The sequence below is a fragment of the Janthinobacterium sp. B9-8 genome (assembly GCF_000969645.2).
In the GTDB taxonomy this organism is placed as follows: Bacteria; Pseudomonadota; Gammaproteobacteria; order Burkholderiales; family Chitinibacteraceae; genus Iodobacter.
In genome coordinates, this window is sequence record NZ_CP014222.1 from 3,712,924 (window position 1) to 3,734,991 (window position 22,068).

Genomic DNA, 22,068 nt, shown 5'->3' on the forward strand with positions numbered 1-22,068 from the left:
TAGGCCAGTCTGGGGTATCACTGAAAATACCCAGCTAGGCGGCTGCCCAGACGGCCATGCTTGCCACTGCCGGGTGTTTACATCGGATAGATCAAACCCGCCAAGAGCCGGATAAGCATGGCAGTACCGGCCCGCATCAGCTAAAACAAGCAGATCAGACCATGCTGGAGACTTCAAGGTGAAAACGCAATATCTGCTGGCAATGCTTCTTGCAAGCTGGCTACTGCCTGCCTTTGCTGCAGATCTCAGCCTGTGTTACGAGGATGTTGATGTTTATCCGTGGGTATATGGCAAGAACGAAGGAATGGATCGTTATTTACTCCAGGCCGTCTCCAGCCGCCTGAAAATCAATATTGAATATCGCCCCCGCCCATGGAAACGTTGCCAGTATGAAGTTCGCAATGGCATCAGCGACGGTATGTTTTCAGCCTCATTTAATACCGAACGGCAAGAGTATGCAGTTTATCCGACTCTCGCCAACGGCCAGCCCGACCCAAATTACCGCATGGCCCGTGATGACTACCGGATTTATCGACGCACTGGCACAACAATAAACTGGCAGAGCAGGCGGATGAACCATGTCAATTTGATTGGTATCCAGGCTGGCTATAGCATCCACGCAGAGCTTCACGCTGCAGGCTATACACTGGAAGACAGCTCAAAAAATGTCAGTGATCTGATGCGCAAACTGGATGCCGGCATCGTCGATGTTGTCATTACCATGCAAGGCCCGGCCCAACATACTCTGCAAACTTTGCCACACCTGACCAGCCGCATCGAAGTACTCCCCATTCCCTACAAAGTTAACAATTTGTATCTGCCCTTGAATAAAGGCTACTGCCAGAAACAAGCAGAACGCTGCCATGCACTCTGGCAGGAAATCCGCAACGTCCGCGAAAGTACGGAATACCAGAATTTGTTAAAGGCACACGGCTTCTGATTACTTCCCTAATTAAATCCATACCGCCTAGCCCAAGCGAAATAGAGCCCAAACGGCAAAATACTTAATCTGTTACGGGCTTCCAAAACAATACGCCGCCACCCATGGGGTGGCGGCGTATCACTGCAAAGTCTGGCGATAAGCTGCCTGTCTTCCGTCAAACCGTAATTTCTTCAATCCGGTGGCAAGCCACTAAGCGGTCTTCCAGCGGGCGCAGCTGAGGAACTTCTTTGCGGCAGTGGTCGGTGGCAAAGGGGCAGCGGGTGTTGAAGGCGCAACCGGTGGGTGGGTTGAGCGGGGATGGCAGCTCGCCGAGCAGCTTCACTTTTGCACCACGATCCTCCGCCCGGATGGCTGGCGTGGCCGACATCAGGGCACGGGTGTAAGGGTGCAGAGGGCGATCAAACAGAACATCTTTGCTGCCGTGCTCTACCGCGCGGCCAAAGTACATCACCATCACATCGTCGGCGACATGCTCAACCACAGATAGATTGTGGCTGATAAAGACGTAGGCGATGCCCAGCTCGTCTTGCAGATCCATAAACAGATTCAAAATCTGCGCCTGAATCGAGACATCCAGCGCCGAAGTTGGCTCGTCTGCCACCACCACGCTTGGGTTCAGCATCATGGCACGCGCCACGGCGATACGCTGGCGCTGGCCGCCGGAGAACATATGCGGGTAGCGGTGATAATGCTCAGGCCGTAGGCCAACACGCGTCATCATGGCGCGTACTTTTTCTTCGCGCTCGGCGGCGCTTAAAGATGTATTCAACAGCAGCGGTTCGGCCAGCATGGTGCCGATTTGTTTACGCGGATTTAAAGAGGCGTAGGGGTTCTGAAACACCATCTGCACTTTAGGGCGCAGTGTTTTTAGATCTGCAACACTCGCGCCTACGGTATCGATACCGGCGATTTGCAACTGGCCACTGGTCAAATCTTCGATCAGGGTAAGTTGACGCGCTAAGGTCGATTTACCACAGCCCGATTCGCCCACAACGGCCAGTGTTTTCTGCGCCTCTAGGCTAAAGCTCACGCCATTTAAGGCTTTTACCGTGGCGGATGGCTTCATGAAGCCGCGTGAAACGTGGTAATGGCGAGTAATTTCGCTGGCGACCAGGATAGGATTGTTGCTCATGCTTGCGGTCTCCCAGCTTCATCCAGTGGTGTAATGCAGCGCACGGTGCTTGTGCCCGTATTGATCAGCGCTGGACGATTTGTTTTACAGGACTCTTGCACATAGGGGCAGCGTGGCGACAGTAGACAACCCACCGGCCTATCGTATTGCCCCGGCACAACGCCGGGTAAAGTCGCCAAGCGATGTGCGCCCTTGCTGTGCTCAGGAATAGAGCTAAGCAGCGCTTGGGTATAAGGGTGGCGTGGCACGTCAAAGATCGCAGGTACAGGGCTGGTTTCAGCCACTTGGCCGGCATACATCACCACCACACGCTGTGCTACTTCTGCAATCACGGCCAAATCGTGGGTAATCAGGATCAGCGCCATATCGTGCTGCTTTTGCAGATTAACCAGCAGCTCCATAATCTGCGCTTGCACCGTTACATCCAGCGCGGTGGTTGGCTCATCAGCAATCAGTAATCGTGGTTTACAAGCAATGGCCATTGCGATCATCACGCGCTGGCTCATGCCGCCAGATAATTGATGCGGGTAGGCATCTAGCCGTGATTTGGCAGCGGGGATCTCTACCATTTCCAGCAGCTCAATCGCCCGAGCCTTAGCCGCAGCACCACGCAGGCCTTCATGCTCGCGCAGCGTTTCCATCAGTTGATAGCCCACGGTATAGGCTGGATTTAGGCTGGAGAGTGCGTCTTGGAAAATCATGGCGATATCTTTGCCGATAATCTTGCGCTTCTCGCCTGCTTTCATATTCAGCAGATCTTTGCCTTCAAAAGACAATTCATCCGCAGTGACGCGGCCAGGGGCGTCGATCAACCCCATCAAGGCCAGCATGGTCACGCTTTTACCCGAGCCCGATTCGCCAACAATCCCGACGATCTCGCCACGGTTAATCGAAAAATCGACGCTTTCTACTGCCCGAAATGGCTTATCAACCGAACCAAACGCTACGGAGAGGTTTTTTATATCTAATAAACTCATCGTTTTCTCTTTATTAGAATCATTACACAAGCTAGCTGCCTGCAACTCTAGGCAAACCCAAATCTTGAACCACGGAGGGCTCAGAGAACACGGAGTTTCACGGAGAAAACCAAGGGAGGTTTTCTCCGTGTTCTCGGTTTTGCTCCGTGTCCTCTGTGTTGAAGATTTATGGTTTTTTTAAGCCAGCTTTTTCAGTTTTGGATCTAGCGCGTCGCGCAGGCCGTCGCCCATTAGGTTGAGTGCCAATACGGTAATCAGAATGGTGACCCCCGGCATGGTCACTACCCACCATGCGCGCTCGATATAGTCGCGGGCGGAGGCGAGCATCGTGCCCCATTCAGGCAGCGGCGGCTGAGCACCAAGGCCCAAGAAACCCAGTGCGGCGGCATCTAGAATGGCGGCGGAGAAACCCATGGTCGCTTGTACGATCAAAGGTGCCATGCAATTAGGCAGCACAGTGTTAAACATCAAACGCAGCTGACCCGCACCGGATAATCTGGAAGCAATCACATAATCTTTAGATAGCTCGCCCATGGCAGACGCCCGTGCCAAACGCACATAAGACGGCAAGCTCACTACAGAAATCGCCAGAATCGTATTGAGTAAGCCCGGCCCAAGCACGGCCACAATCGCTACCGCCAAGAGCAATGAAGGCAGCGCCATCATCACATCCATCGCACGCATGATGGCGGTACCGATAAAGTTGGGATAGAACGCAGCGATCATACCCAGCACAATGCCCGGTAGCAGCGACATCAGCACCGAAATCAGGCCAATCATCAAGCTCAGACGAGCGCCGTGTAAGAGGCGACTTAAAATATCGCGGCCTACTTCATCCGTGCCTAAGAAAAACTGCATCGATCCGCCGGTTTGCCAAGCCGGTGGGCTCAGGAAAAACTCGCGGTATTGCTCGGTAGGCGAATGCGGTGCTAGCCATGGCGCAAGCAGCGCGGCCAAGACGAGCAACACAAAAAAGATAAAAGAAACCAAAGCCCCACGGTTGCTACTAAAGCTTTGCCAGAATTCTTTAAGGGGGGATGGATAGCTGTACAGCGGCTCAGCGGCCGCCAGAGTTGAAGCGTTTGTCATACTTACCTCGCGTGGCGAATACGTGGATTGATAACGCCGTACAGCACATCAACCAGCAGGTTCACAATAATAATCAGTGTGGCGATCAGTAAAATACCGCCCTGTACCACCGGATAATCACGACGCGAAATCGAATCGATCAACCACTTACCAATGCCCGGCCAAGAAAAAATACTCTCGGTCAGCACGGCACCGGCCAGCATGGTTCCCACTTGCAAACCAATGACTGTCACCACCGTCATCAAAGCATTACGCAGTGCATGCACCAGCACGATACGGGTTTTAGATAGCCCCTTGGCACGTGCAGTACGGATATATTCTTCACGCAATACTTCCAGCATGGACGAGCGCGTCATCCGCGCAATCACCGCCATAGGAATAGTGCTGAGCACGATGGTCGGTAAAATCAGATGCATAAAGGCCGATTTAAATGCACCTTCTTCACCGGAAATCAGCGTATCAATCAGCATCAGGCCGGTGACGCGGGTGATATCGAATTCCAGATCAATACGGCCAGAAACCGGCGTCCAGCCTAGCTGCACCGAAAACAGCATAATCAATTGCAAACCTAACCAGAAAACCGGCATCGAATAACCAGTCAGCGCAGCGCCCATCACGGTGTGGTCTATCCAGCTGCCACGGCGAATAGCGGCAATCATGCCGATCGCCAAACCAAATACCGAGGCCACCAACATGGCACAGATCGATAGCTCTAATGTGGCCGGAAACAGCGCCCAAAAGTCTTTAATCACCGGCTCATGCGAGACCAGCGACTGGCCCAGATCGCCTTGCAATACTTTCAGCAGATATTGCCAATACTGCACATATAAAGGCTGATCCAAACCAAGCCGGATCAGGGCTTGGCGATAAAATTCAGGGTCTAGACGACGCTCGCCCACCATGACCAGAACCGGATCCCCGGGAATCATATGGATCAGGGCAAACGCCAAAACGGTGATGCCTAAAAAGGTAGGAATCGTGACGCTTAAGCGGCGCAAAATAAAACTAAACATGGATATTTCCCCATACGACCTATAGCCGTTTGCATATCAACACCGCACAGAACAAAACTCCGTCCTGCAAATGCAATCTTCATAAATACACTACAAAACGCTTACGCAAAAACGGCCGCCCGAATCGCAGCGGCCGCTCTTCTTACTCAAGCAGGTTTATTTCAAGCTGACGCCAACAAAGGAATTCAGACCAAACGGGCTGATTTTGAAGCCTTGCACTTCTTTACGCATCGGCTGATATACAGTCGAGTGAGCAATCGTGGTCCAAGGGAGTTCGCGTTTAAAGATGTCTTGTGCTTTTTCGTACAACTTAGTGCGCTCGCCTTGATTGTTGATCGTGCGCGCCTTAGTGATTAAGCCGTCGAAGTCTTTAGCGCACCACTTAGCGTAGTTATTGCCTTCCAAAGCGCCGCAACCCAAGTTCACACCCAGCCAGTTATCAGGATCACCATTGTCACCCGTCCAACCCACCAGCATCGTGTCGTGCTCACCGGCCTTACCGCGCTTCAGGTACTCGCCCCACTCGTAAGTAGTGATCTTGCCCTTGATGCCCACTTTTTCCCAATCAGACTGAATCATTTCGGCCATCAGTTTTGCATTCGGGTTGTAAGGGCGTTGTACTGGCATTGCCCACAGGGTGATTTCTGTACCCTCGGCAATACCGGCTTTTTTCAGCAGCGCTTTTGCTTTAACCGGATCGTAATTCTGATCTTTCAGCTTTTTGTTGTAAGACCACTGGGTAGGCGGCATTGGGTTGGTGGCCGCTTGGCCTGCACCCTGATAAACCGCTTCGATAATGGCTTTTTTATTGATCGCCATATCAAGAGCTTGGCGAACTTCCAGCTTATCGAGTGGCTTATGCTGTACGTTGTAAGCCAGATAGCCCAGATTAAAACCGGCTTGCGATGGCACAGTCAGTGCAGTGTTTTCTGTCATGGCTTTTAAATCAGCCGGACGCGGGTAAACCATCACCTGGCATTCACCCTTTTGCAGTTTTTGGTAACGCACAGACGCATCCGGCGTAATCGCAAAAATCAGCTTGCCCAGTTTTACATCGCCTTTCTTCCAATATTGCTCATTGGCATCAAAGCGAATATTGCTGTCTTTTTGATAGCTTTTGAAAATAAACGGGCCAGTACCAATAGGCATGGTGTTCATTTGCGATGTCTTGCCGCTCTTCACCAGGCTATCGGCGTATTCAGCCGAATAGATTGAGGCAAAAGACATGGCGATATTTTGCAAGAATGCTGCATCTACCGTTTTAAGCTTTAAGCGAATGGTATAAGCATCCACTTTTTCGATGCCCACGATATTGGTGTCGAGAGCCATATCAGCAACGTATGGGAAATCGGATGGCGCTGCCTTATTAAATGGCAGGTTTTTATCCGTCATGCGCTGGAAAGTAAACGCCACATCGTCGGCGTTAAAATCGCGGCTTGGCTTAAAGTAAGGCGTGGTATGAAACTTCACGCCTTTACGTAGATTAAAGGTGTATGTCAGACCATCTGGCGATACTTCCCATTTTTCAGCAAGGCCTGGCTCGATTTGGGTAGAGCCTTGTTTGAATTGAACCAAGCGATTGAAAACAGTTTCTGCCGATGCATCAAAATCAGTGCCTGAGGTATAGCGCACGGGGTCAAAACCAGCCGGGCTGCCTTCTGAGCAAAAAATCAAAGTCTTACCAGCGGCCATCGCCGTACCGGCATTCAATGCACACGCCGTAGCGAGGATAAATCCGAGCTGTTTCAATCGCATTAGTGATTCTCCTACCTTACTGAGTTAATAGAAAAAACGCATACAGAGTCTTAAAAAGTGCTGTCTATCAGTAAACCTACAAATAGGGCCAAGTCCTACTAGAGATATCCCCAACACTTTTCTAGCTGGCCGCTTAGCCAGGTTCATTCTGGCTATGCTGACGGCCTTCTTCGTGCATTAAAAAACGATATAAATCATCACTCAAGCGCAAAAATATCATCCTTATTCGCGGCCCCTTCACAGACCCGCAACATAAGCTCATAATTAATAATTATTTGGCATAAAACACCCAAATCGCACACTACAATGCTTTTATATCGTAGTTTGTCAGAATAGATGAAAGAATAAAAAATCACAGATACAAGTAAATATACCCGAATAAAATAGCTAAATTTGGACTTGCATCCTATTTTCTTACAAAAATTACTGGTTAATATGTAAGCAAAATCTCCATTTTTACAACAGACATACCACTCACGATCCCGTCTCTAAAAAAAACGACTCCGGCTGGAGTCGTTTTTTGCATCCTTCAATAGTATTTACGCCATTTTAATCAAGCTACTACGTCTGCGGTGCTGCAGCCCTAGGCCCAGTAAGCCTAAACCCAGCAAAGCATAGGTTTCTGGCTCTGGTACAGGTGTGATTGTGGCCGCTGTATTCAGACTTTTAAAATCCAAAGCTTGGCCGGGTGTGAACTCAGCAAAAACAATGGCCCCCGATGGATCATTGCTTAACAAAGCATTTGCGCTTTGATCAAACAAAGAAAAAGCAAAACTGGTGCCTGAACCTAGCGGCGCATTATTGCCTTCAAATTCAATATTAAACTGCAGCTTTTTGCCAAAAACCACACTCTGAGTAAATTGATTTGGCAATGTATTCTCTAGTTGCAGCGTAGTTTGTAATTGCCCCACCGCGTTAAACGTATTGCCCGCATCAACCGCACCCAAGCTAGCGCCGCGATACTGGCTCACCAAGGCACGCACCCACGGTGAATCGCTAAGCCCATTTAAACCCAAAGCCACAAAGCCACCTTGACCTTCTAGTGAAGTGGTATCGATATCAACGTGGTATATCGCCGCTGAAGCCATACTGCTGCAAGCGAGCAAAAGGCTGGCTAAAGCCAGTTTAAGAGCGTGGTTCATTATTTAACTTCCTTATTCGCAAGAATTTGTACGCTGTAATTGATGATGCTACGAGCTGGATTAGCAAATTTCAGCGGCAAAACCAAAGGCGTGCCTGCCACCACATCAGCCAATAACACACCTTCTGTGCCATTGAGCAGGCTGACACCAGCAGGCAGATCTTTAATCAGCACCCGAACCGGGCCGGTGGCGCTGTTCTGAGCGGCCAGAGTGAGCGTGCCGTTAAAGGTTTTGCTTGCCATGTTGTAAACCACGCCGGATTTCTTCAGCGCAAAGCGCGCGCTCACATCAAACCATTGCTTAGGCAGCGTTAATCTGGCGACTTCCGGCTCGTGATCTGAAGTTTGATCGGCAAACTCTGCGTTCACGTGAACCACATCGTATTCAGCACGGGCAGCAAGCGCTGGCGACACCAGAATATGATCCAGCGCCTGGCTATTACCCTCGTAAACATAGGTATAACGCTCGCCTTCAGGTAGATTTTCAACCAGATCAACCATACCTACCGCTTTGAGGCGGGCTACGCTGTCTGAAAACTGAAAATCATTAATATCGCCCAGCACCACCACATTGGCATTACGATCCAAGGTATTAATCCGGCCTACAAAATCAGCCACAATTTGAGCCTGGCTGTTGCGCTGTACTTCCGAGCTGCGAGCTGCTGGTTGGAAACGACCACTTAAAGGCTGATCACCACCTTTAGAATTAAAGTGGTTGGCAATCACAAACAGTTTCTGGCCATTAAATGAAAACTCACCTACCAGCGGCTTGCGGCTGGAATTAAAAGCAGAATCAAGCGGCAAAATACGGCCCGGGCTAGCGGTCAGGCATGCTTGCTCTGAGCATGCCACTACATCAACCGCCTTGGTAGACGTGCCACCCGCGCGATCAATAAAGCTCACTCGAGCAGGGTTAAATAAGAACGCCTGACGAATATTGCCGCCTGGCTCACCACCATCCAGCCCATCTACCGGGTTAATCTGGCGATATTGATAAAGAGGGCCGCCTGCACTTTGTACCGCAGCCATCAGCTTGCCCAACGTTTGGGACGAATCAACCGTGCCATCGCTGGTTGCACCGTTATTGTCCTGAATTTCCATCAGACCAACGATATCCGGCGATTGCAGATTTTGAACGATTTGCGCCGCTAAACGGGCAAACTTGGCTTCACCTTCTTTAGCATCCAAGTTTTCTACATTGAACGAGGCAATCGCCAGCTCATCAGCAGTATGCTTGCGCGTCACTTCTGGCTGCAGATTGCTGCTCACTACCGCCGATAATTCGCTCAGTACAACGTTGTAATTAGCGAAGTTGTAATCCATCACACCCACCGCCTGCGGGAACCAATCACCCACATTCACCACCGGAGCAGTCACCACTCCAGAAGCCAGCTTGATGCGCTCCGGGTTGAAATCTGTTTCTGTAATCACCACCCCACCCCGCGGCGTGCGCGGGCTGGCATCACGGCCGTGATTAGCCACTACAAAAACATCGCCAAATTTATTAGTCGGGCCAGTTGCTACCGCAGCATCAACCTGCACCCGCATACCTTCCAGACTTTCATAAAAATCGAGGCCATTGGCCAAATCGAGCTGAGCCGCTTGCTCGATATCGCCCACGCTGCCTTGCCACATACGCTGATTAGGGATATTGCTGCCCAAAATAACGGCAGCAGGCAGTGCATTGCCTGATGACAATTTACTTACACCACCCACGGCCAATTTAATCTGTGTGGTTGATAAGTTCTGAGTACCGCCCGTTCCTCCCGGGCGGAATTCATTCACCACACCCGAAACCAGTACCGAATCACCCGCCGCAACACTAGGTGCACTGCCCACAAAAACAAAAATCCCTTCCGAAGTTAAAGGATCGTTATCTGCTTGCAGATCTTGCATATAAAAGCCATTACTACCCACTAGTGTGACCACACCTGCCACATTACTCACGCTACGGTTTTCCATCACAGTGCGATGTGCTCGGCCCTGAATATCATGGATACGCTGTGCGCTTGGTGTTGGTGTTGGCGTTGGCGTTGGCGTTGGCGTTGGCGTTGTGCCACCGTCACAGGTTTTAATCAGCGTTGCCGTATTACGTGGGGCAGGGGTCGTCGCGATAAAATCAGCGCTATTATCATTGCTATCGATGCAACCCGCGTTTTTACGTACTGCCGCCGTACTATTACTTAAAACAACGCTTGGGTTAGTTTCTGCATTATTGGCAGTACCAAAACCAAGGTAATCAAGCACGCCGGGCTGGCCGCTACATTGGGTGCCGCAGCTCAATGCTGTGTTATTAGATACCAAGGCCACTTTGCCGCTGCTACCGCTTAAGGCTAAAGTACCCACCGCATCTGGCGTAGGTAAATTAGCGCTGCCCCCCGTACCTGCGGCCTGCTGAATCAGATAATACTGACCAGCAAGCAATACGCCGCTTAACGGCGTTTTTTGCCAAGAGCCACCCGTTGCGGAAGCATATTGCACGCTCCAGCCATTGAGCACTTCCGGCTTATCCCCGGCATTGTATAACTCGATAAAATCATTTTTAAATATCGCACCGCTATTACCGCCGCCGCCATAAACCTGACTAATCAGCACAGCAGAATGAGCTGGAGCAGCCATCCCCCAAGCCATCAGACATAGCGCCATTAATTTTTTTAATTTGCAGCTCTCAACTGTTTTCTTATTCATTGCAACCCCTGCTAAACAATATGGTTTTTGATACCCCGATGTGGGGCTAGACCATATAGAGACAATATGAAGGCAAAGTGTCAGGAATATGACAGATTTAATACAGTAGTAAACGCTAATGATCAGCCTACCAGCAGGAAAAATGAAAGCTTAGGATTGCCGCCCATTAAGGGAAGCCAAGCTAAGCTGGTAGCGCAAAACCAAAAGCCTCTTCAAAACGAGCGGCCAATACTTCACGGCTGATCTCGTGATTTTGCCCGCCTTTAAAGCCAATTTTGATACTACCAAGCAACGAAGCAAGCCGACCCGCCGCAGGCCAATCCCAACCTTGGCTAATGCCATATAAAAGCCCCGCACGATAGGCATCACCGCAGCCTGTTGGATCAAGCACTTCGCTAGCCGCCACCGCAGGAATGTCGTGGCAAATGCCATCGATATAAATCTTAGAGCCTTCACCGCCCAGAGTAACAATCAGCACCCGCACCGCTTTTTTTAAGCCTTCTATGCTCAGGCCCGTGGTGTTCAACACCATTTCCAGCTCGTAATCATTCACCGTTAGATAACTTGCCAAGGAAATCATGCGTAGCAGCTCATCTTTGCTAAACATCGGCAAGCCTTGGCCCGGATCAAACACAAAGGGGATGCCCGCCTCAGCTAATTGCTCGCAATGCTCTTGCATACCCTGCTTACCATCAGGCGAAATAATCGCCAGCCCGATAGAGGCTTTCACATCGGCCACCCGGTTTAAATGCGAAAAGCTCATCGCCCCCGGATGAAAAGCATTGATCTGGTTATCGTCCAGATCGGTCGTTAAAAAGCATTGCCCAGTAAACGTGTTGGCCACTTCCTGAATGCTGTCGCGGCGAATACCCAGCGTATCGAGGCGCTCTGCATAGGGGGCAAAATCGCAACCTGCTGTTGCCATAATCTGCGGATCTCCCCCTAACATTTTCAGGCTATAGGCGATATTGCCTGCGCAACCGCCAAATTCCCGACGCATTTCCGGCACCATAAACGACACCGAAAGCATATGAATTTTTTCTGGCAGGATATGATTCTTAAAACGATCAGGAAACACCATGATCGTGTCGTAAGCCATAGAACCGCAGATCAAAACAGCCATCGTTTCATACCTCGCTTAGGGTTGGCGATCGGGAATAAATTGAAAAACGATATTTGAAATTAAGCCTATCCATTATGCGCAATGAATGAGCGCCACTCACTATGGCCTTAAAACAGAAAACTGGCTAAAACAATGATTGAATACGAGCGAATACTGGGGATATTTGCAACAGAATATGACGAGTTTCTACACCTTATCAATCACAGAGGTAAGGCATTTTCATACACAAATAAAGTATATTTATTCACACTCTAAAAAAGCAGCACAGTTTCACAATGCTCAATGTTGGCCAGTGGTAATGGCCCTATACTTAGGAGGGGATAGCGATGAAGAAAAAATTGATTGCCAGTGCAATGGCAGCAGCTGCCGTATTAAGCACTTCGACTGTTTTTGCTGCAGAGAAAGTAAAGCTAGAAGTTTGGACCATGAGTATGGCACCTAAATTCAACCACTATTTTACAAATCTCACCAGCCAATTTAATCAGAAAAACCCCAATTTGGAAGCCATTTGGGTCGATATGAACTGGGATCAGATTCAGCCAAAGCTGATCGCTGCGATTGCAGCCGGCAATCCGCCTGCCTTAGTAAACTTCAATGTACCTTGGGTACACGATTTTGCCCGCCAGGGAAATATCCTGCCGCTGGATGAATATCTGGGCGCAGATAAAAACCTATATCAGGCCAATGCGCTCAATGATGTCACTTATAAAGGGAAAATCTACGCCTTTCCTTGGTATAACTCTGTTTCTGTAATTGCCTATAATAAAGAGCTATTTGATAAAGCCGGTATTAAAACAGCGCCAAAAAACTTTGATGAATTACTAGCTCAAGCCAAGACCATTACTGAAAAAACAAAAATCCCTGCTTTTGCCCCTAAATTATCGGCAGAAAGCGGCGGTAGTTTTATTAACTGGTTTTACTACGCAGGCCTGCCTGTAATTGAAAATGGCAAAGCTGTTTTTAATTCACCCAAACACATTGCTTTATTGCAGAAATTTGCTGATTTATACAAAGTAGGCGCAATGCCTAAAGATGTATTCAAAATGGAATTCGAGCAAGAAATTGCAGCGTATAACACGCAAAGAATTGCCATGATGACCACCGCACCACAGGCACTCAAACGTACCCAAACCGATAGCAAAGCCATTTACGCCAAAACAGATATCGCCGCCTTCCCGATTGCAGAGGGCAAAATGGCTTTTGGCGGCTGGATGATGGATTACGTGATTCCAAAAGGCACCAAGTCTCCTGCTGACGCAGCGAAGCTGGGTAAATTTATTACCAGTGATGCCGCGCAACTGGCTTTCTCTAAAGAAACGGGTACAACTTTCCCATCCACTAAGCTAGCCGCAACAGATGGCTACTTTATGTCCAGCGCGAAGAGCACTGATCCAGTAGAAAAATCACGCGCCATCGCCGCGCTATCGATTGGCAATGCCAAAACGCTAACTCTGGAGCCTGGCCTCTTGCCAGACGAAGCCACCATGCAGCGCGCTTTGCAAAACGAAATACAAGCCGCCATTACGGGCCGAAAATCAGCAAAAGCCGCGCTAGATGCAGCGGTGAAAAACTGGAATGCGCGACTGGCAAAGTAAAAGGCAGGGCCGACGGTGTGCACCTATGCACAACAAATCAGCTAGTGCCATTGCAGCTTATTGGTAAGCATTGCACCATTCGTAGGGCGGCTGAAACCCGCGTATTTCGGAGGTTTCAGCCGCCCTACACATAACACTGGCTTGAATTGATGCGCATACACACAGATATACCATTTCTAAATAGCGGAATTGGGCTTACGCCCCGCCAAAGCCTCTAAAATCGCCAACTCGTCATCGCTATGATTACGCAGTGGCGATTTTTCTATGCTGCCTTTGGCATCCAAGGTATGCGCATTATGATGACTGGCTTTTACCTGAAAGCGTTTGGCTCGCTGGTGCATCGGGCTTAAATCTACTTCGCCGTAACAGAGGCAAAAATAGGTGCTCTGCTCACTGGCCTCTGCATAGAGGCCAGTGCCCCGTATCCCGGCCGTAACCGTTGGGGTAATGATTTGCTTATTTCCCTTAGCAAAGACCGCCAGTAAAGCACCACTGGCAAGCCGCAAGCCGCTGATCAGCAGCCCTTTTTGCTCAAGCTGCAAAACACTATTGGCCCGCAACAAATACACGTCGCCCTCTACCCTCACCACCAATTTTGAATCTGCACCGGTACGTAACTGATCTCCTGCGGCAATAGGATCGCCTACTTTTAAAGACCGATCATTACGCCACGCCTGCCCTTCTAACAGCTTAACTTCACCTTGCGATCCCGCCGCCCATGCAGGCATGGCCACCGTGGCGAGTAAGCCGCTCACCAATAATAAAAACTGCCTGCGCTGTAAACATAGAGGTTTCATTTACTTACTCCAAAAGTATGAATTAACCATAGCCAACTTTCGGTAGTCTGGATTTTATTCTCTATTAAAAAAGCCGCAGCACCACTCCCTGAGGGGAAAGTGGTGCATACGGCTTGGTACGCACGCCTCACGGCCTAAGCAGCCATGATTTATTGTTAATTCACAGTGTTAATACGCTCAGTACTTGGCACAGCAAGCTTAGGATTTTTCTTGATATAGCTTTCTAGTGCGTCAATATCCTGAGCACCGCCCAGCACCTTGCTGCCATTTACAAACTCAAGATAGCCATCCCCGCCACTGGCCATAAAGTTATTTACCGTCACGCGGTAGCTGGCTTTTGGATCAATCGCTACACCATTAAGCTTGATGCTCGCGATATCAATTTTGCTGCCATTGGGCTTGATCTTGTCCCAAACATAGCTAAAGCCCGTAGAAACCTGCATGATTTTGGCAGGAGTGCCACTCCATTGTTGTTCAAGCACTTTGTCAATTTGCTCGCCCGTTAGCGTCATGGTCACCAGCGAATTACCAAAGGGCTGTACAGCAAACAGCTTGCCGTAAGTCACTTTACCTTCTGCATCTGGTGTTAAATCAGCACGCACCCCACCTGGGTTCATAAAGGCAATTTGCGAAGCGCCTAAATCTTTGTCTGCCGTGGCAGCCAGCTGTGAATCAGCAATCACGCGGCCTAATACAGATTCACCTGCACCATTAACCAATCTTGGCAGAGCACCAGCGACTGTTCCCACCACACGATCTTTCAGCGGAGTAACCAGCTTCAGGAACTTATCAATCAGGGTAGTTTGTGCAGGATCTTTAGCCACGCCACGGGTAACGGCCAGATTATTAGCGCTCATTTTGCTAACGTGACCGGTTTTTGGATCAATCGTCAGATCGATATCGGTCACCATGCCGCCATATTGATAGGCGCTGGTCACCAGCTTATCGTTAATGGTGCAGTTATAAGGCTTGTGAGTATGGCCTGAGATGACGATATCGATCGCTTTATCCAGCTTTTTAACGATATCCACAATCGGGCCTGCAATATCTTTACATCCATTAATTTGCGCATCAGCCGGAATTCCGCCTTCGTGCAGCAACACCACAATCGCTTCCACACCTTGTTTTTGTAACTCTGGCACCAGCTTATTGGCAGTTTCTACTTCGTCTTGAAACTCAAGCCCGGCTACACCCGCCGGGGTAACAATGCCAGGCGTGCCTTTTAAAGTCATGCCAATAAAGCCAATCTTTGCGCCTTTGAATTCTTTAATCTGGTAAGCAGGCAGAATAGTTTTGCCGGTTTTACTATCCAGCACATTGGCAGCCAGAAATTTGAATTTTGCCCCTTCAAATTTGCCATCGGCGCAGCCCACTTTATCAGCGTGGCAGCCGCCATTTTGCATACGCATTAATTCTGCGTGGCCATCATCAAATTCATGATTACCTACCGCGTTAATATCAAGGCCCATGGTATTCATGGCCTCGATGGTCGGCTCGTCGTGATACAACGCCGAAATCATCGGGCTGCCACCAATCAGATCACCCGCTGAAACCACCACATTATTTGGATTTTTAGCTTTTAGGTTTTTGATCCAGGTAGCTAGGTACTCAGCACCGCCCACAGGCTCTTTAATGGTTTTGCTTGGGTCTTTAGGATCAGGCAGGGTAAGAGTAATGCCATCCGCCGCCTCGATATTGCCATGAAAATCATTAATGGCAATCAACTTAACATCGACGGGTGCGACAGGCACTACAGCTTCGGTTGAATCAGAGTCATTACACGCAGTCAGTGCCAGCGCAATGCTGGCCACGAGCAGGCCATTACGTAAATTCATGGGGAAATCCTTAGGCAGGAAACAAAAAGTTAGTAAGACTAATGAAATAACATGACTAAATCGTAACAATAACATGACAAAATCATGACAACATTTATCTACCTCAAAACTTCCCCACTTTCTATTTACTGACTAGGCACCAAGAGCGCCATTTGTGCTTCGGATAAATAGCACCACTCTCCTTCGGGCAAATCCATTTCCGCCAGCTTTAAGCCACCAATCTCAGAGCGCCTTAGCCCGGCGCAATGATTACCCGCTGCGGCCAGCATGCGTTTTACCTGATGATATTTGCCCTGCTCCAGCACGATTTCCAGCTCGTGCTCGCCTAGCTTTTTGCAATGCACAGCAGCCAGAGGCGCAGGCTCATCGTTGAGCTGCACACCGGCGATTAACAGTGCGACCAATTCATCGCTCACCGGCTCGGCAGTAATGGCGACATAAACCTTAGGCACATGCCGCTTAGGGGATGATTGCGCATGGATAAACGAACCGTCATCCGACATCAGCAACAAGCCGGTGGTATCGTGATCTAATCGGCCAACTGGCTGCACTTCACGCCAGTGAAATTGATCGGGCAGCAGCGTCAGCACACCGGGGTGGTGGCTAGGTTTACGCGAGCATTCAAAATTGCTTGGTTTATTCAGCGCAATATAAACGTGTTCACGATAGGGCCAGCTTTCACCAAAAATGGTGAGCTCCAGCCCCGTAGTTTCAAAAGCGAGCTTGAAGTTGCTGACAATTTCACCGTTTACGGCCACTTCACCGTCGGCAATCATCTCGCGACAACCCTTGCGCGTACCAAAGCCCTGCGATTGCAGGATGCGATCTAATGTTAATTTGCTCATGCTTGAATTTTACCGGATCCACGGGCGAAGCTGTAGCCACCTTTAGGCAAATTAGTATCTGCCCAGTACAAAACCTTGGTGACGCAGAATCCTGAGCATAAAAAAACCGCGTCAAGCCTTGGGGCCAACGCGGTTTTTTGTGGGCTAAGGATTACTTAACGTAACCAGAAGCAATGGCTGTACCCGCTGCAGCTTTACCCCAAACCGTGTGCCCAACGACCGAAGGATGCACACCATCAGCAAACAGATATTGAATATCTGCATCCAATGCAACCAAGGTCTTAGGATTGCATGTCAGGGCAGAAACTTTAGCTGGATTTGTGGTCGGCGGCAAAGGCGTTGCAGATGGCGTTGTATCGTTATTGCATGCCATAGCCGTAGTATTCACCAAACCAAAACTAGCCGGGCTGGCAATAGCTGTAGCGACTAAGCCTGCAGTGTTGTAAACCAACACTTGTTTGGCTGCAATTTCAGCAGCTAAGCCCGCTGCAACAGCCTGGTTATAGCCGGTAGAAATTGAAGTGGCCAAACCTTTTAATGGGGTAGAAGAGAACTGCGGTGTCACACCCAAATCAGGCATATTGGCATACACCACCTTGCTTGCACCCATCGCTACCAAAGATTTGACCTGAGCCACCATAGCCGCTGCGTTTTTACCAACTTCGGTTGACGCAGTTGCTGGATCAATCTTGCCCGCTGCAACACCACCTAAGAAAGCAAAGAAATCATTTGGGCCGCCTTGGATCAACACCAGCTGGCTAGAATTAAAGCTACTACGCGCGGCTTTATATTTGGCAATCTGGCCTTTGATAGAAAGTGCTGTGGCCGATTGATAAGTAACGCCCGGCGCAACGGTAATCAGCCCATTATTAATGGCCTGACCACTTGCATTAACAGTAAGTTCGGTTTCAATTCTTGCTCCGCCCTCAGCGTAGGCAGAGCCGCCAAGATCATAAATCTTCCCCATAGAGCCGGGCGTTCCAACTGGCGCACCAGTCGCTGGATTGATGCCGCTAAAATTAACTAAACGATTCGGAGTAATATTTAAGCCATATTCAGCAGCCAGAACTTCAGCCCAAACTGCACCCGGTGTCGCCTGATCAGGCTTACCAGCCACTTTAAGAATAGGCTTAGTTGTAAAGCGAAGGCCCAGCGCCTGATCATTAGTCAGATCTGCATCAGCCGTAGTCGGGTTATACGTGCCCACATCGCTCAGGCTATCACCAAAAGAAACCACTTCTTTAATATTGCGGGTATCCGCCGGGGTATTTGCATCTCCACCACCGCCACACGCAGCGAGCAGGGAGGTCAGCAGCAAAACAGCAAATGGGCGACTTGCCCGTGGCAGCGAAGAATTCATGTATATCTCCCGTCTTGTTATTAGGTTTACCGCAACCCAAAGCCCTATGCTCTGTCGTTGAGAAACGATCTTCATGCTACGAATCAAACAAATGTTTGACAAGCTAAACCAGCCTAGGACTATCCCTAAGTCAGGGCAATCCTGTATAAATTACTGATAAACAGTTGATAGCTGTAAGAATACAGTAACACCATTGTGCATCTGCAAAATATTCGCCAGATTGGCCTAGCCAGTCATTTCATATTGAATTGAACGATTTATTCCTCTTCTTTATCAATTACTGACCAGCCCTAGAAACTTGCGTATCCTGACAAAAACCTGCAAAAACATTCAGCGGATACAGGAGCTAAGCGGGAAGCAATGATGTATTTAAACGACAAACAAGCAAAACTCGCTTTCTTAAAGTAGCCGCAGATGAAATAAATACAATTTTTATGCTGATTTAAAGCGATATACGCCCGTCTACCCAAGCAAACACCAATGACAGAATTACTCGCCTTATTTATTGTTTCATTAATCGCCAATACGCTTTCTGCCCTTGCGGGGGGCGGTGCGGGCCTTCTGCAATTACCTATTTTGCTATTTCTGGGTTTAGCCTTTCCTGTGGCATTGGCAACTCATAAAGTGGCCAGCGTAGCGCTGGGGCTAGGCGCTACCGTCAAGCACTTAAAAGCAGGCACGCTTAACTGGCGGTTTTCTGCCTTAATACTGGCGAGTGGCTTACCCGGAGTGCTGATTGGCACCCTGCTCGTCCTGCATATCCCTGAACACTGGACGCTATTGATTTTAGCCATCCTTACCAGTGGCTTAGGCCTGTACTCTCTATTCTCCCCTGCCCTTGGTCAGCAACAACAAAGCCGCCATCGCAGTGGCTCAAAACTCTGGCTTGGTGTGGCGGGTTTATTTTTTATTGGTGTACTGAATGGCTCGTTTACTTCCGGTACAGGCCTGTTTGTTACGCTTTGGCTGGTGCATTGGTTTGGTATGGATTACAAGCAGGCCGTGGCTTACACCATGGTGTTGGTAGGGCTGTTTTGGAATAGTGCGGGGGCGATTTCGCTGGCTTTACAAGCTGGCGTGTACTGGCCGTGGATTCCTGTGTTACTGCTGGCTTCTGCCCTAGGTGGTTATTTAGGTGCGCACTGGGGATTAAAGCAGGGTAATCAAATGATTAAACGCTGCTTTGAAAGCGTCACCATCCTGACTGGAATATCATTGCTTATTAAAGCTCTGCACTAAAGCATGCAAGGATTGCGCACCAAACAGACCGCCCTACTCCTGCCTAACTCACAATAAAGAACCGAGTCATGCTACCTATTGAGTTTATTCCAGAATACAAACACCTAACGCTCAGCGCCAATAGCCTGTGCTTAGCTTTTATCGGCGATCAACTCTTGGTTTATCCCGATGGCAGGTTGCCTGTGGCAAGTGATTTACCACCGCACGATGGCGCAGAGATTTCAGTGCAAATTGGCAGCGTAACAGCACAAGCCTGCGTGTTAGTGGCTTGGCACAAAGACACACCACATGCTGCTGAGCTGCAAGCCATAGGCCTGCGTGCGGCTTGGGGATTAATCGAAGAAAGCCATTATTGGATTGCCGCCCGGGCGCAGCAATTACTGACCTTTGACAGGCAGCACCGCTTTTGTGGCTGCTGTGGCACGGCCACAATACGGATGAGCAGAGAAACCGCCAGAGAATGCCCAGCCTGCCTGCACCGCGCTTATCCCAGAATTTCACCTGCGATTATGGTACTGATCAAGAAAGACCAGCAGTTGCTTTTAGCCCGCTCCCCTCATTTTCGTCCTGGTGTTTACAGTGCACTGGCTGGCTTTGTGGAAGCAGGAGAAAGCTGTGAAGAGGCTATTTTTCGTGAAATTTATGAAGAGGTAGGGGTAAAAGTCTCCAACCTGAGCTGGTTTGGTAGCCAAAGCCATCCTTTTCCGCACTCTTTGATGCTCGCTTTTATTGCAGATTATGTTTCAGGGGAGATCATACCCCAAGAAGGAGAGATCGAAGATGCACAGTGGTTTAGCCTGGAAAACCTGCCCGAGTTACCCAGCAAGGCCAGCATCGCCTATCACCTGATTCAAGCTGGCTTAGCAAAAATCAGCACTGCTGAAACTTAATCTCACCATGAGCCGACGAGTGCAATGAGCGGGTTGCACCCTCCTACATTATTAGACAGCGCATAAGCACTACGAAATAGACGGGAGATTTATCGTGTCTGAAACGATTTACTATCACTTTAGTGATTTAGAAAGCATAGACCCAACCCCGTTTATTGCAGAACACGCACTGCTTAAGCAATTTAACAACAGCACGCATGATGAACGCAGCAAACTCATCCAAGCCCTGTTTGCCAAAGCAGAACAAGTGACGATTTATCCACCACTGTATTTATCACGTGGCTGGGAAGTTGAACTTGGGCGTAAAGTGATGATCAATCTAGGCGTAAGCATTTTAGGTGGTGCACCGATCAGAATCGGCGATCACAGCCTAATCGGCCCGCATGTGCAAATTATCAGCGTGAGCCACCCAGTGGACCCCACCGAGCGCCAGCAATACGCCTTTACCGCCAAGCCTGTCCGCATTGGCAGCAATGTATGGATAGGTGCGGGGGCGATTATTTGCCCTGGGGTTTGCATTGGCGACCATAGCGTTGTAGGTGCCGGGGCGGTGGTGACGCGTGATGTGCCACGCTGCACTCTGGTAGGCGGCAATCCTGCCCGCATCATCCGCACACTAAAAGAGCCGGACCCTGCAACACTTTATCTGGATAGCCAATGAAACTCTGGAATGCGCTCAGCGCTGTTTTTACCCGCAAACCAGCAGGCCCCGCCTGTGATCTGGCCCTACTTACTGCTTTGGCAGATAGCGCCAACCCACGTATTAAGCTCGCCAGCCGTTATCAAACACGCCTGCAAAATGCTTACGCGATTGCCTACTCCTGGAGCGGCCGCATTGTGGCAAAGCTGCCAGAGCCAGTGGAGTTATCAAGCCGTAGCTGGAATAAGGAAGCCCATACCCACGCAGCTTTTGGCACCGCTGAAAGTGTACAAGAAACCATCAGCCACTCCGAAGAAGTCAGAAACTGGTTTGCACAAAACCCGCTTGCCGATCACGCTTATGCTGTTCTGGTTATGCAAAGCCAATTGCAGCAGCGCTATGGCATGGAAGTCTGCGGCGATAATATTCGGCAAGATGTAGCCCAGCAGGTGCTGGTTTGCCGTGGGCAGCAAATCAGCCAGCTTGCTGGCAGCATCGCTGATTTACAAGAAAAGCTAATTGGCCGCTTGCTCAAGCTGCTTGCCAGCCACGCGGCCTGGCATATCGAAGCCAGAGAGCAATTTAAACGCCAGCTTGAAGCCGAGCTGAATGAAGTAAGAATAAGCTGGCGCTATTGCAAGCCTACCGAGCCACGCCATGCCGCGCTCACGCAGGAGGTCGATAAATTATCCACAGAATTTAACGCCTGCCGCAGCGCCTTGGAGCCTGATGCCCTGCTCGCCCTGCTAGAAACCTCGCTCACTGATGCCAATAGTCACCTCAAGCTGGAAATCCAATCTTTAAAACTCGATAAAATGGGTGTACTCAGCCAGGCAGAAGACGCCGTAGAAATGACGCTCTGCCATGTTTTAGTCGAGCGTGGTCAATGGCTGGATCGCACCGTGCTACCCGTTAAGATATTACGCAGCGATGTGATTCCGCCTAAAGACTTTAGCCAGCGGCTGGATGAGGTGCTGTTTTAAAGCGCCAGTGTAAAAACCAAAGA

At 49.6% G+C, this 22,068-nt stretch carries 19 protein-coding genes; 7 read left to right on the plus strand and 12 right to left on the minus strand.

The window, feature by feature from the left end:
• Positions 1–56: 56 nt before the first annotated feature.
• Together VN23_RS22315 and VN23_RS16780 are read left to right on the plus strand one after the other, a co-directional pair.
• Positions 57–182 carry a hypothetical protein gene (locus VN23_RS22315; protein ID WP_257722032.1) on the plus strand — a complete coding sequence of 42 codons (126 nt, stop codon included), beginning with the start codon at positions 57–59 and terminating at the stop codon, positions 180–182.
• Positions 179–940: a substrate-binding periplasmic protein gene (locus VN23_RS16780; protein ID WP_046353607.1), complete on the plus strand. Its 762-nt coding sequence runs from the start codon at positions 179–181 to the stop codon at positions 938–940. The genes VN23_RS22315 and VN23_RS16780 overlap by 4 nt, the downstream gene beginning before the upstream one ends.
• A gap of 157 nt (positions 941–1,097) precedes the next feature.
• Here the strand turns inward: VN23_RS16780 and VN23_RS16785 are convergent, their stop codons facing one another.
• The 8 genes from VN23_RS16785 to VN23_RS16820 all read right to left on the minus strand — a co-directional run bounded on the left by VN23_RS16785 (position 1,098) and on the right by VN23_RS16820 (position 11,861).
• On the minus strand, positions 1,098–2,075 hold the full coding sequence (locus tag VN23_RS16785; RefSeq protein ID WP_046353608.1) for a peptide ABC transporter ATP-binding protein: 978 nt from the start codon (positions 2,073–2,075) through the stop codon (positions 1,098–1,100).
• Complete coding sequence (locus VN23_RS16790; protein WP_046353609.1) at positions 2,072–3,052, minus strand: oligopeptide/dipeptide ABC transporter ATP-binding protein; 981 nt, start codon at positions 3,050–3,052, stop codon at positions 2,072–2,074. Before VN23_RS16790 ends, VN23_RS16785 begins: the two co-directional genes overlap by 4 nt.
• Before the next feature lie 177 nt (positions 3,053–3,229).
• Complete coding sequence (locus VN23_RS16795) at positions 3,230–4,141, minus strand: ABC transporter permease subunit (protein WP_046353610.1); 912 nt, start codon at positions 4,139–4,141, stop codon at positions 3,230–3,232.
• A 2-nt stretch (positions 4,142–4,143) separates the two neighbouring features.
• Positions 4,144–5,154 carry an ABC transporter permease subunit gene (locus tag VN23_RS16800; RefSeq protein ID WP_046353611.1) on the minus strand — a complete coding sequence of 337 codons (1,011 nt, stop codon included), beginning with the start codon at positions 5,152–5,154 and terminating at the stop codon, positions 4,144–4,146.
• Positions 5,155–5,310: 156 nt separating this feature from the next.
• The gene (locus VN23_RS16805) at positions 5,311–6,909 is read right to left on the minus strand and encodes an ABC transporter substrate-binding protein (protein ID WP_046353612.1); all 1,599 of its coding nucleotides are present in this window, start codon (positions 6,907–6,909) and stop codon (positions 5,311–5,313) included.
• Between the two features lie 539 nt (positions 6,910–7,448).
• Entirely contained in the window at positions 7,449–8,051 is a 603-nt protein-coding gene (locus VN23_RS16810) for an NF038129 family PEP-CTERM protein (RefSeq protein ID WP_046353613.1), read from the minus strand.
• On the minus strand, positions 8,051–10,738 hold the full coding sequence (locus VN23_RS16815; RefSeq protein WP_052746792.1) for an endonuclease/exonuclease/phosphatase family protein: 2,688 nt from the start codon (positions 10,736–10,738) through the stop codon (positions 8,051–8,053). The genes VN23_RS16810 and VN23_RS16815 overlap by 1 nt, the downstream gene beginning before the upstream one ends.
• Before the next feature lie 181 nt (positions 10,739–10,919).
• Entirely contained in the window at positions 10,920–11,861 is a 942-nt protein-coding gene (locus tag VN23_RS16820; RefSeq protein ID WP_046353614.1) for a carbohydrate kinase family protein, read from the minus strand.
• Positions 11,862–12,187: 326 nt separating this feature from the next.
• Here VN23_RS16820 and VN23_RS16825 point away from each other — a divergent pair, with 326 nt between their 5' ends.
• Positions 12,188–13,456, plus strand: a complete 1,269-nt coding sequence (locus VN23_RS16825) for an ABC transporter substrate-binding protein (protein ID WP_046353615.1) — start codon at positions 12,188–12,190, stop codon at positions 13,454–13,456.
• Positions 13,457–13,632: 176 nt separating this feature from the next.
• Here VN23_RS16825 and VN23_RS16830 read toward each other — a convergent pair whose 3' ends face one another.
• The 4 genes from VN23_RS16830 to VN23_RS16845 all read right to left on the minus strand — a co-directional run bounded on the left by VN23_RS16830 (position 13,633) and on the right by VN23_RS16845 (position 18,293).
• Complete coding sequence (locus VN23_RS16830; protein WP_052746793.1) at positions 13,633–14,253, minus strand: FecR domain-containing protein; 621 nt, start codon at positions 14,251–14,253, stop codon at positions 13,633–13,635.
• Positions 14,254–14,408: 155 nt separating this feature from the next.
• On the minus strand, positions 14,409–16,088 hold the full coding sequence (locus VN23_RS16835) for a bifunctional metallophosphatase/5'-nucleotidase (RefSeq protein WP_046353616.1): 1,680 nt from the start codon (positions 16,086–16,088) through the stop codon (positions 14,409–14,411).
• A 125-nt stretch (positions 16,089–16,213) separates the two neighbouring features.
• Entirely contained in the window at positions 16,214–16,933 is a 720-nt protein-coding gene (locus VN23_RS16840) for a pseudouridine synthase (protein ID WP_046353617.1), read from the minus strand.
• Between the two features lie 151 nt (positions 16,934–17,084).
• Positions 17,085–18,293 (minus strand): SGNH/GDSL hydrolase family protein, encoded by a 1,209-nt coding sequence (locus VN23_RS16845; RefSeq protein WP_046353618.1) that lies wholly within the window; start codon positions 18,291–18,293, stop codon positions 17,085–17,087.
• Between the two features lie 480 nt (positions 18,294–18,773).
• Here VN23_RS16845 and VN23_RS16850 point away from each other — a divergent pair, with 480 nt between their 5' ends.
• The 4 genes from VN23_RS16850 (at position 18,774) to VN23_RS16865 (ending at position 22,045) form a co-directional block, all read left to right on the plus strand.
• Positions 18,774–19,532, plus strand: coding sequence for a sulfite exporter TauE/SafE family protein (locus tag VN23_RS16850; RefSeq protein ID WP_046353619.1), 759 nt, complete (start codon positions 18,774–18,776; stop codon positions 19,530–19,532).
• A gap of 68 nt (positions 19,533–19,600) precedes the next feature.
• A complete protein-coding gene (gene nudC, locus VN23_RS16855; RefSeq protein ID WP_046353620.1) occupies positions 19,601–20,422 on the plus strand; it encodes an NAD(+) diphosphatase in 822 nt (273 codons plus the stop codon).
• A 94-nt stretch (positions 20,423–20,516) separates the two neighbouring features.
• A complete protein-coding gene (locus VN23_RS21995) occupies positions 20,517–21,083 on the plus strand; it encodes a sugar O-acetyltransferase (protein WP_052746794.1) in 567 nt (188 codons plus the stop codon).
• Positions 21,080–22,045, plus strand: a complete 966-nt coding sequence (locus VN23_RS16865) for a hypothetical protein (protein ID WP_046353621.1) — start codon at positions 21,080–21,082, stop codon at positions 22,043–22,045. The genes VN23_RS21995 and VN23_RS16865 overlap by 4 nt, the downstream gene beginning before the upstream one ends.
• Positions 22,046–22,068 lie beyond the last annotated feature (23 nt).

Excerpts from the sequence above, each read along its gene's own strand:
- VN23_RS16845 (WP_046353618.1), bottom strand. The coding sequence starts at position 18,293 with ATGAATTCTTCGCTGCCACGGGCAAGTCGCCCATTTGCTGTTTTGCTG.
- VN23_RS16830 (WP_052746793.1), bottom strand. The coding sequence starts at position 14,253 with ATGAAACCTCTATGTTTACAGCGCAGGCAGTTTTTATTATTGGTGAGC.
- VN23_RS16820 (WP_046353614.1), bottom strand. The coding sequence starts at position 11,861 with ATGGCTGTTTTGATCTGCGGTTCTATGGCTTACGACACGATCATGGTG.
- VN23_RS16825 (WP_046353615.1), top strand. The coding sequence starts at position 12,188 with ATGAAGAAAAAATTGATTGCCAGTGCAATGGCAGCAGCTGCCGTATTA.
- VN23_RS16800 (WP_046353611.1), bottom strand. The coding sequence starts at position 5,154 with ATGTTTAGTTTTATTTTGCGCCGCTTAAGCGTCACGATTCCTACCTTT.
- VN23_RS16785 (WP_046353608.1), bottom strand. The coding sequence starts at position 2,075 with ATGAGCAACAATCCTATCCTGGTCGCCAGCGAAATTACTCGCCATTAC.
- VN23_RS16850 (WP_046353619.1), top strand. The coding sequence starts at position 18,774 with ATGACAGAATTACTCGCCTTATTTATTGTTTCATTAATCGCCAATACG.
- VN23_RS16790 (WP_046353609.1), bottom strand. The coding sequence starts at position 3,052 with ATGAGTTTATTAGATATAAAAAACCTCTCCGTAGCGTTTGGTTCGGTT.
- VN23_RS16810 (WP_046353613.1), bottom strand. The coding sequence starts at position 8,051 with ATGAACCACGCTCTTAAACTGGCTTTAGCCAGCCTTTTGCTCGCTTGC.
- VN23_RS16795 (WP_046353610.1), bottom strand. The coding sequence starts at position 4,141 with ATGACAAACGCTTCAACTCTGGCGGCCGCTGAGCCGCTGTACAGCTAT.
- VN23_RS16835 (WP_046353616.1), bottom strand. The coding sequence starts at position 16,088 with ATGAATTTACGTAATGGCCTGCTCGTGGCCAGCATTGCGCTGGCACTG.
- VN23_RS16840 (WP_046353617.1), bottom strand. The coding sequence starts at position 16,933 with ATGAGCAAATTAACATTAGATCGCATCCTGCAATCGCAGGGCTTTGGT.
- VN23_RS22315 (WP_257722032.1), top strand. The coding sequence starts at position 57 with ATGCTTGCCACTGCCGGGTGTTTACATCGGATAGATCAAACCCGCCAA.
- VN23_RS16865 (WP_046353621.1), top strand. The coding sequence starts at position 21,080 with ATGAAACTCTGGAATGCGCTCAGCGCTGTTTTTACCCGCAAACCAGCA.
- VN23_RS16815 (WP_052746792.1), bottom strand. The coding sequence starts at position 10,738 with ATGAATAAGAAAACAGTTGAGAGCTGCAAATTAAAAAAATTAATGGCG.
- VN23_RS16805 (WP_046353612.1), bottom strand. The coding sequence starts at position 6,909 with ATGCGATTGAAACAGCTCGGATTTATCCTCGCTACGGCGTGTGCATTG.
- nudC (WP_046353620.1), top strand. The coding sequence starts at position 19,601 with ATGCTACCTATTGAGTTTATTCCAGAATACAAACACCTAACGCTCAGC.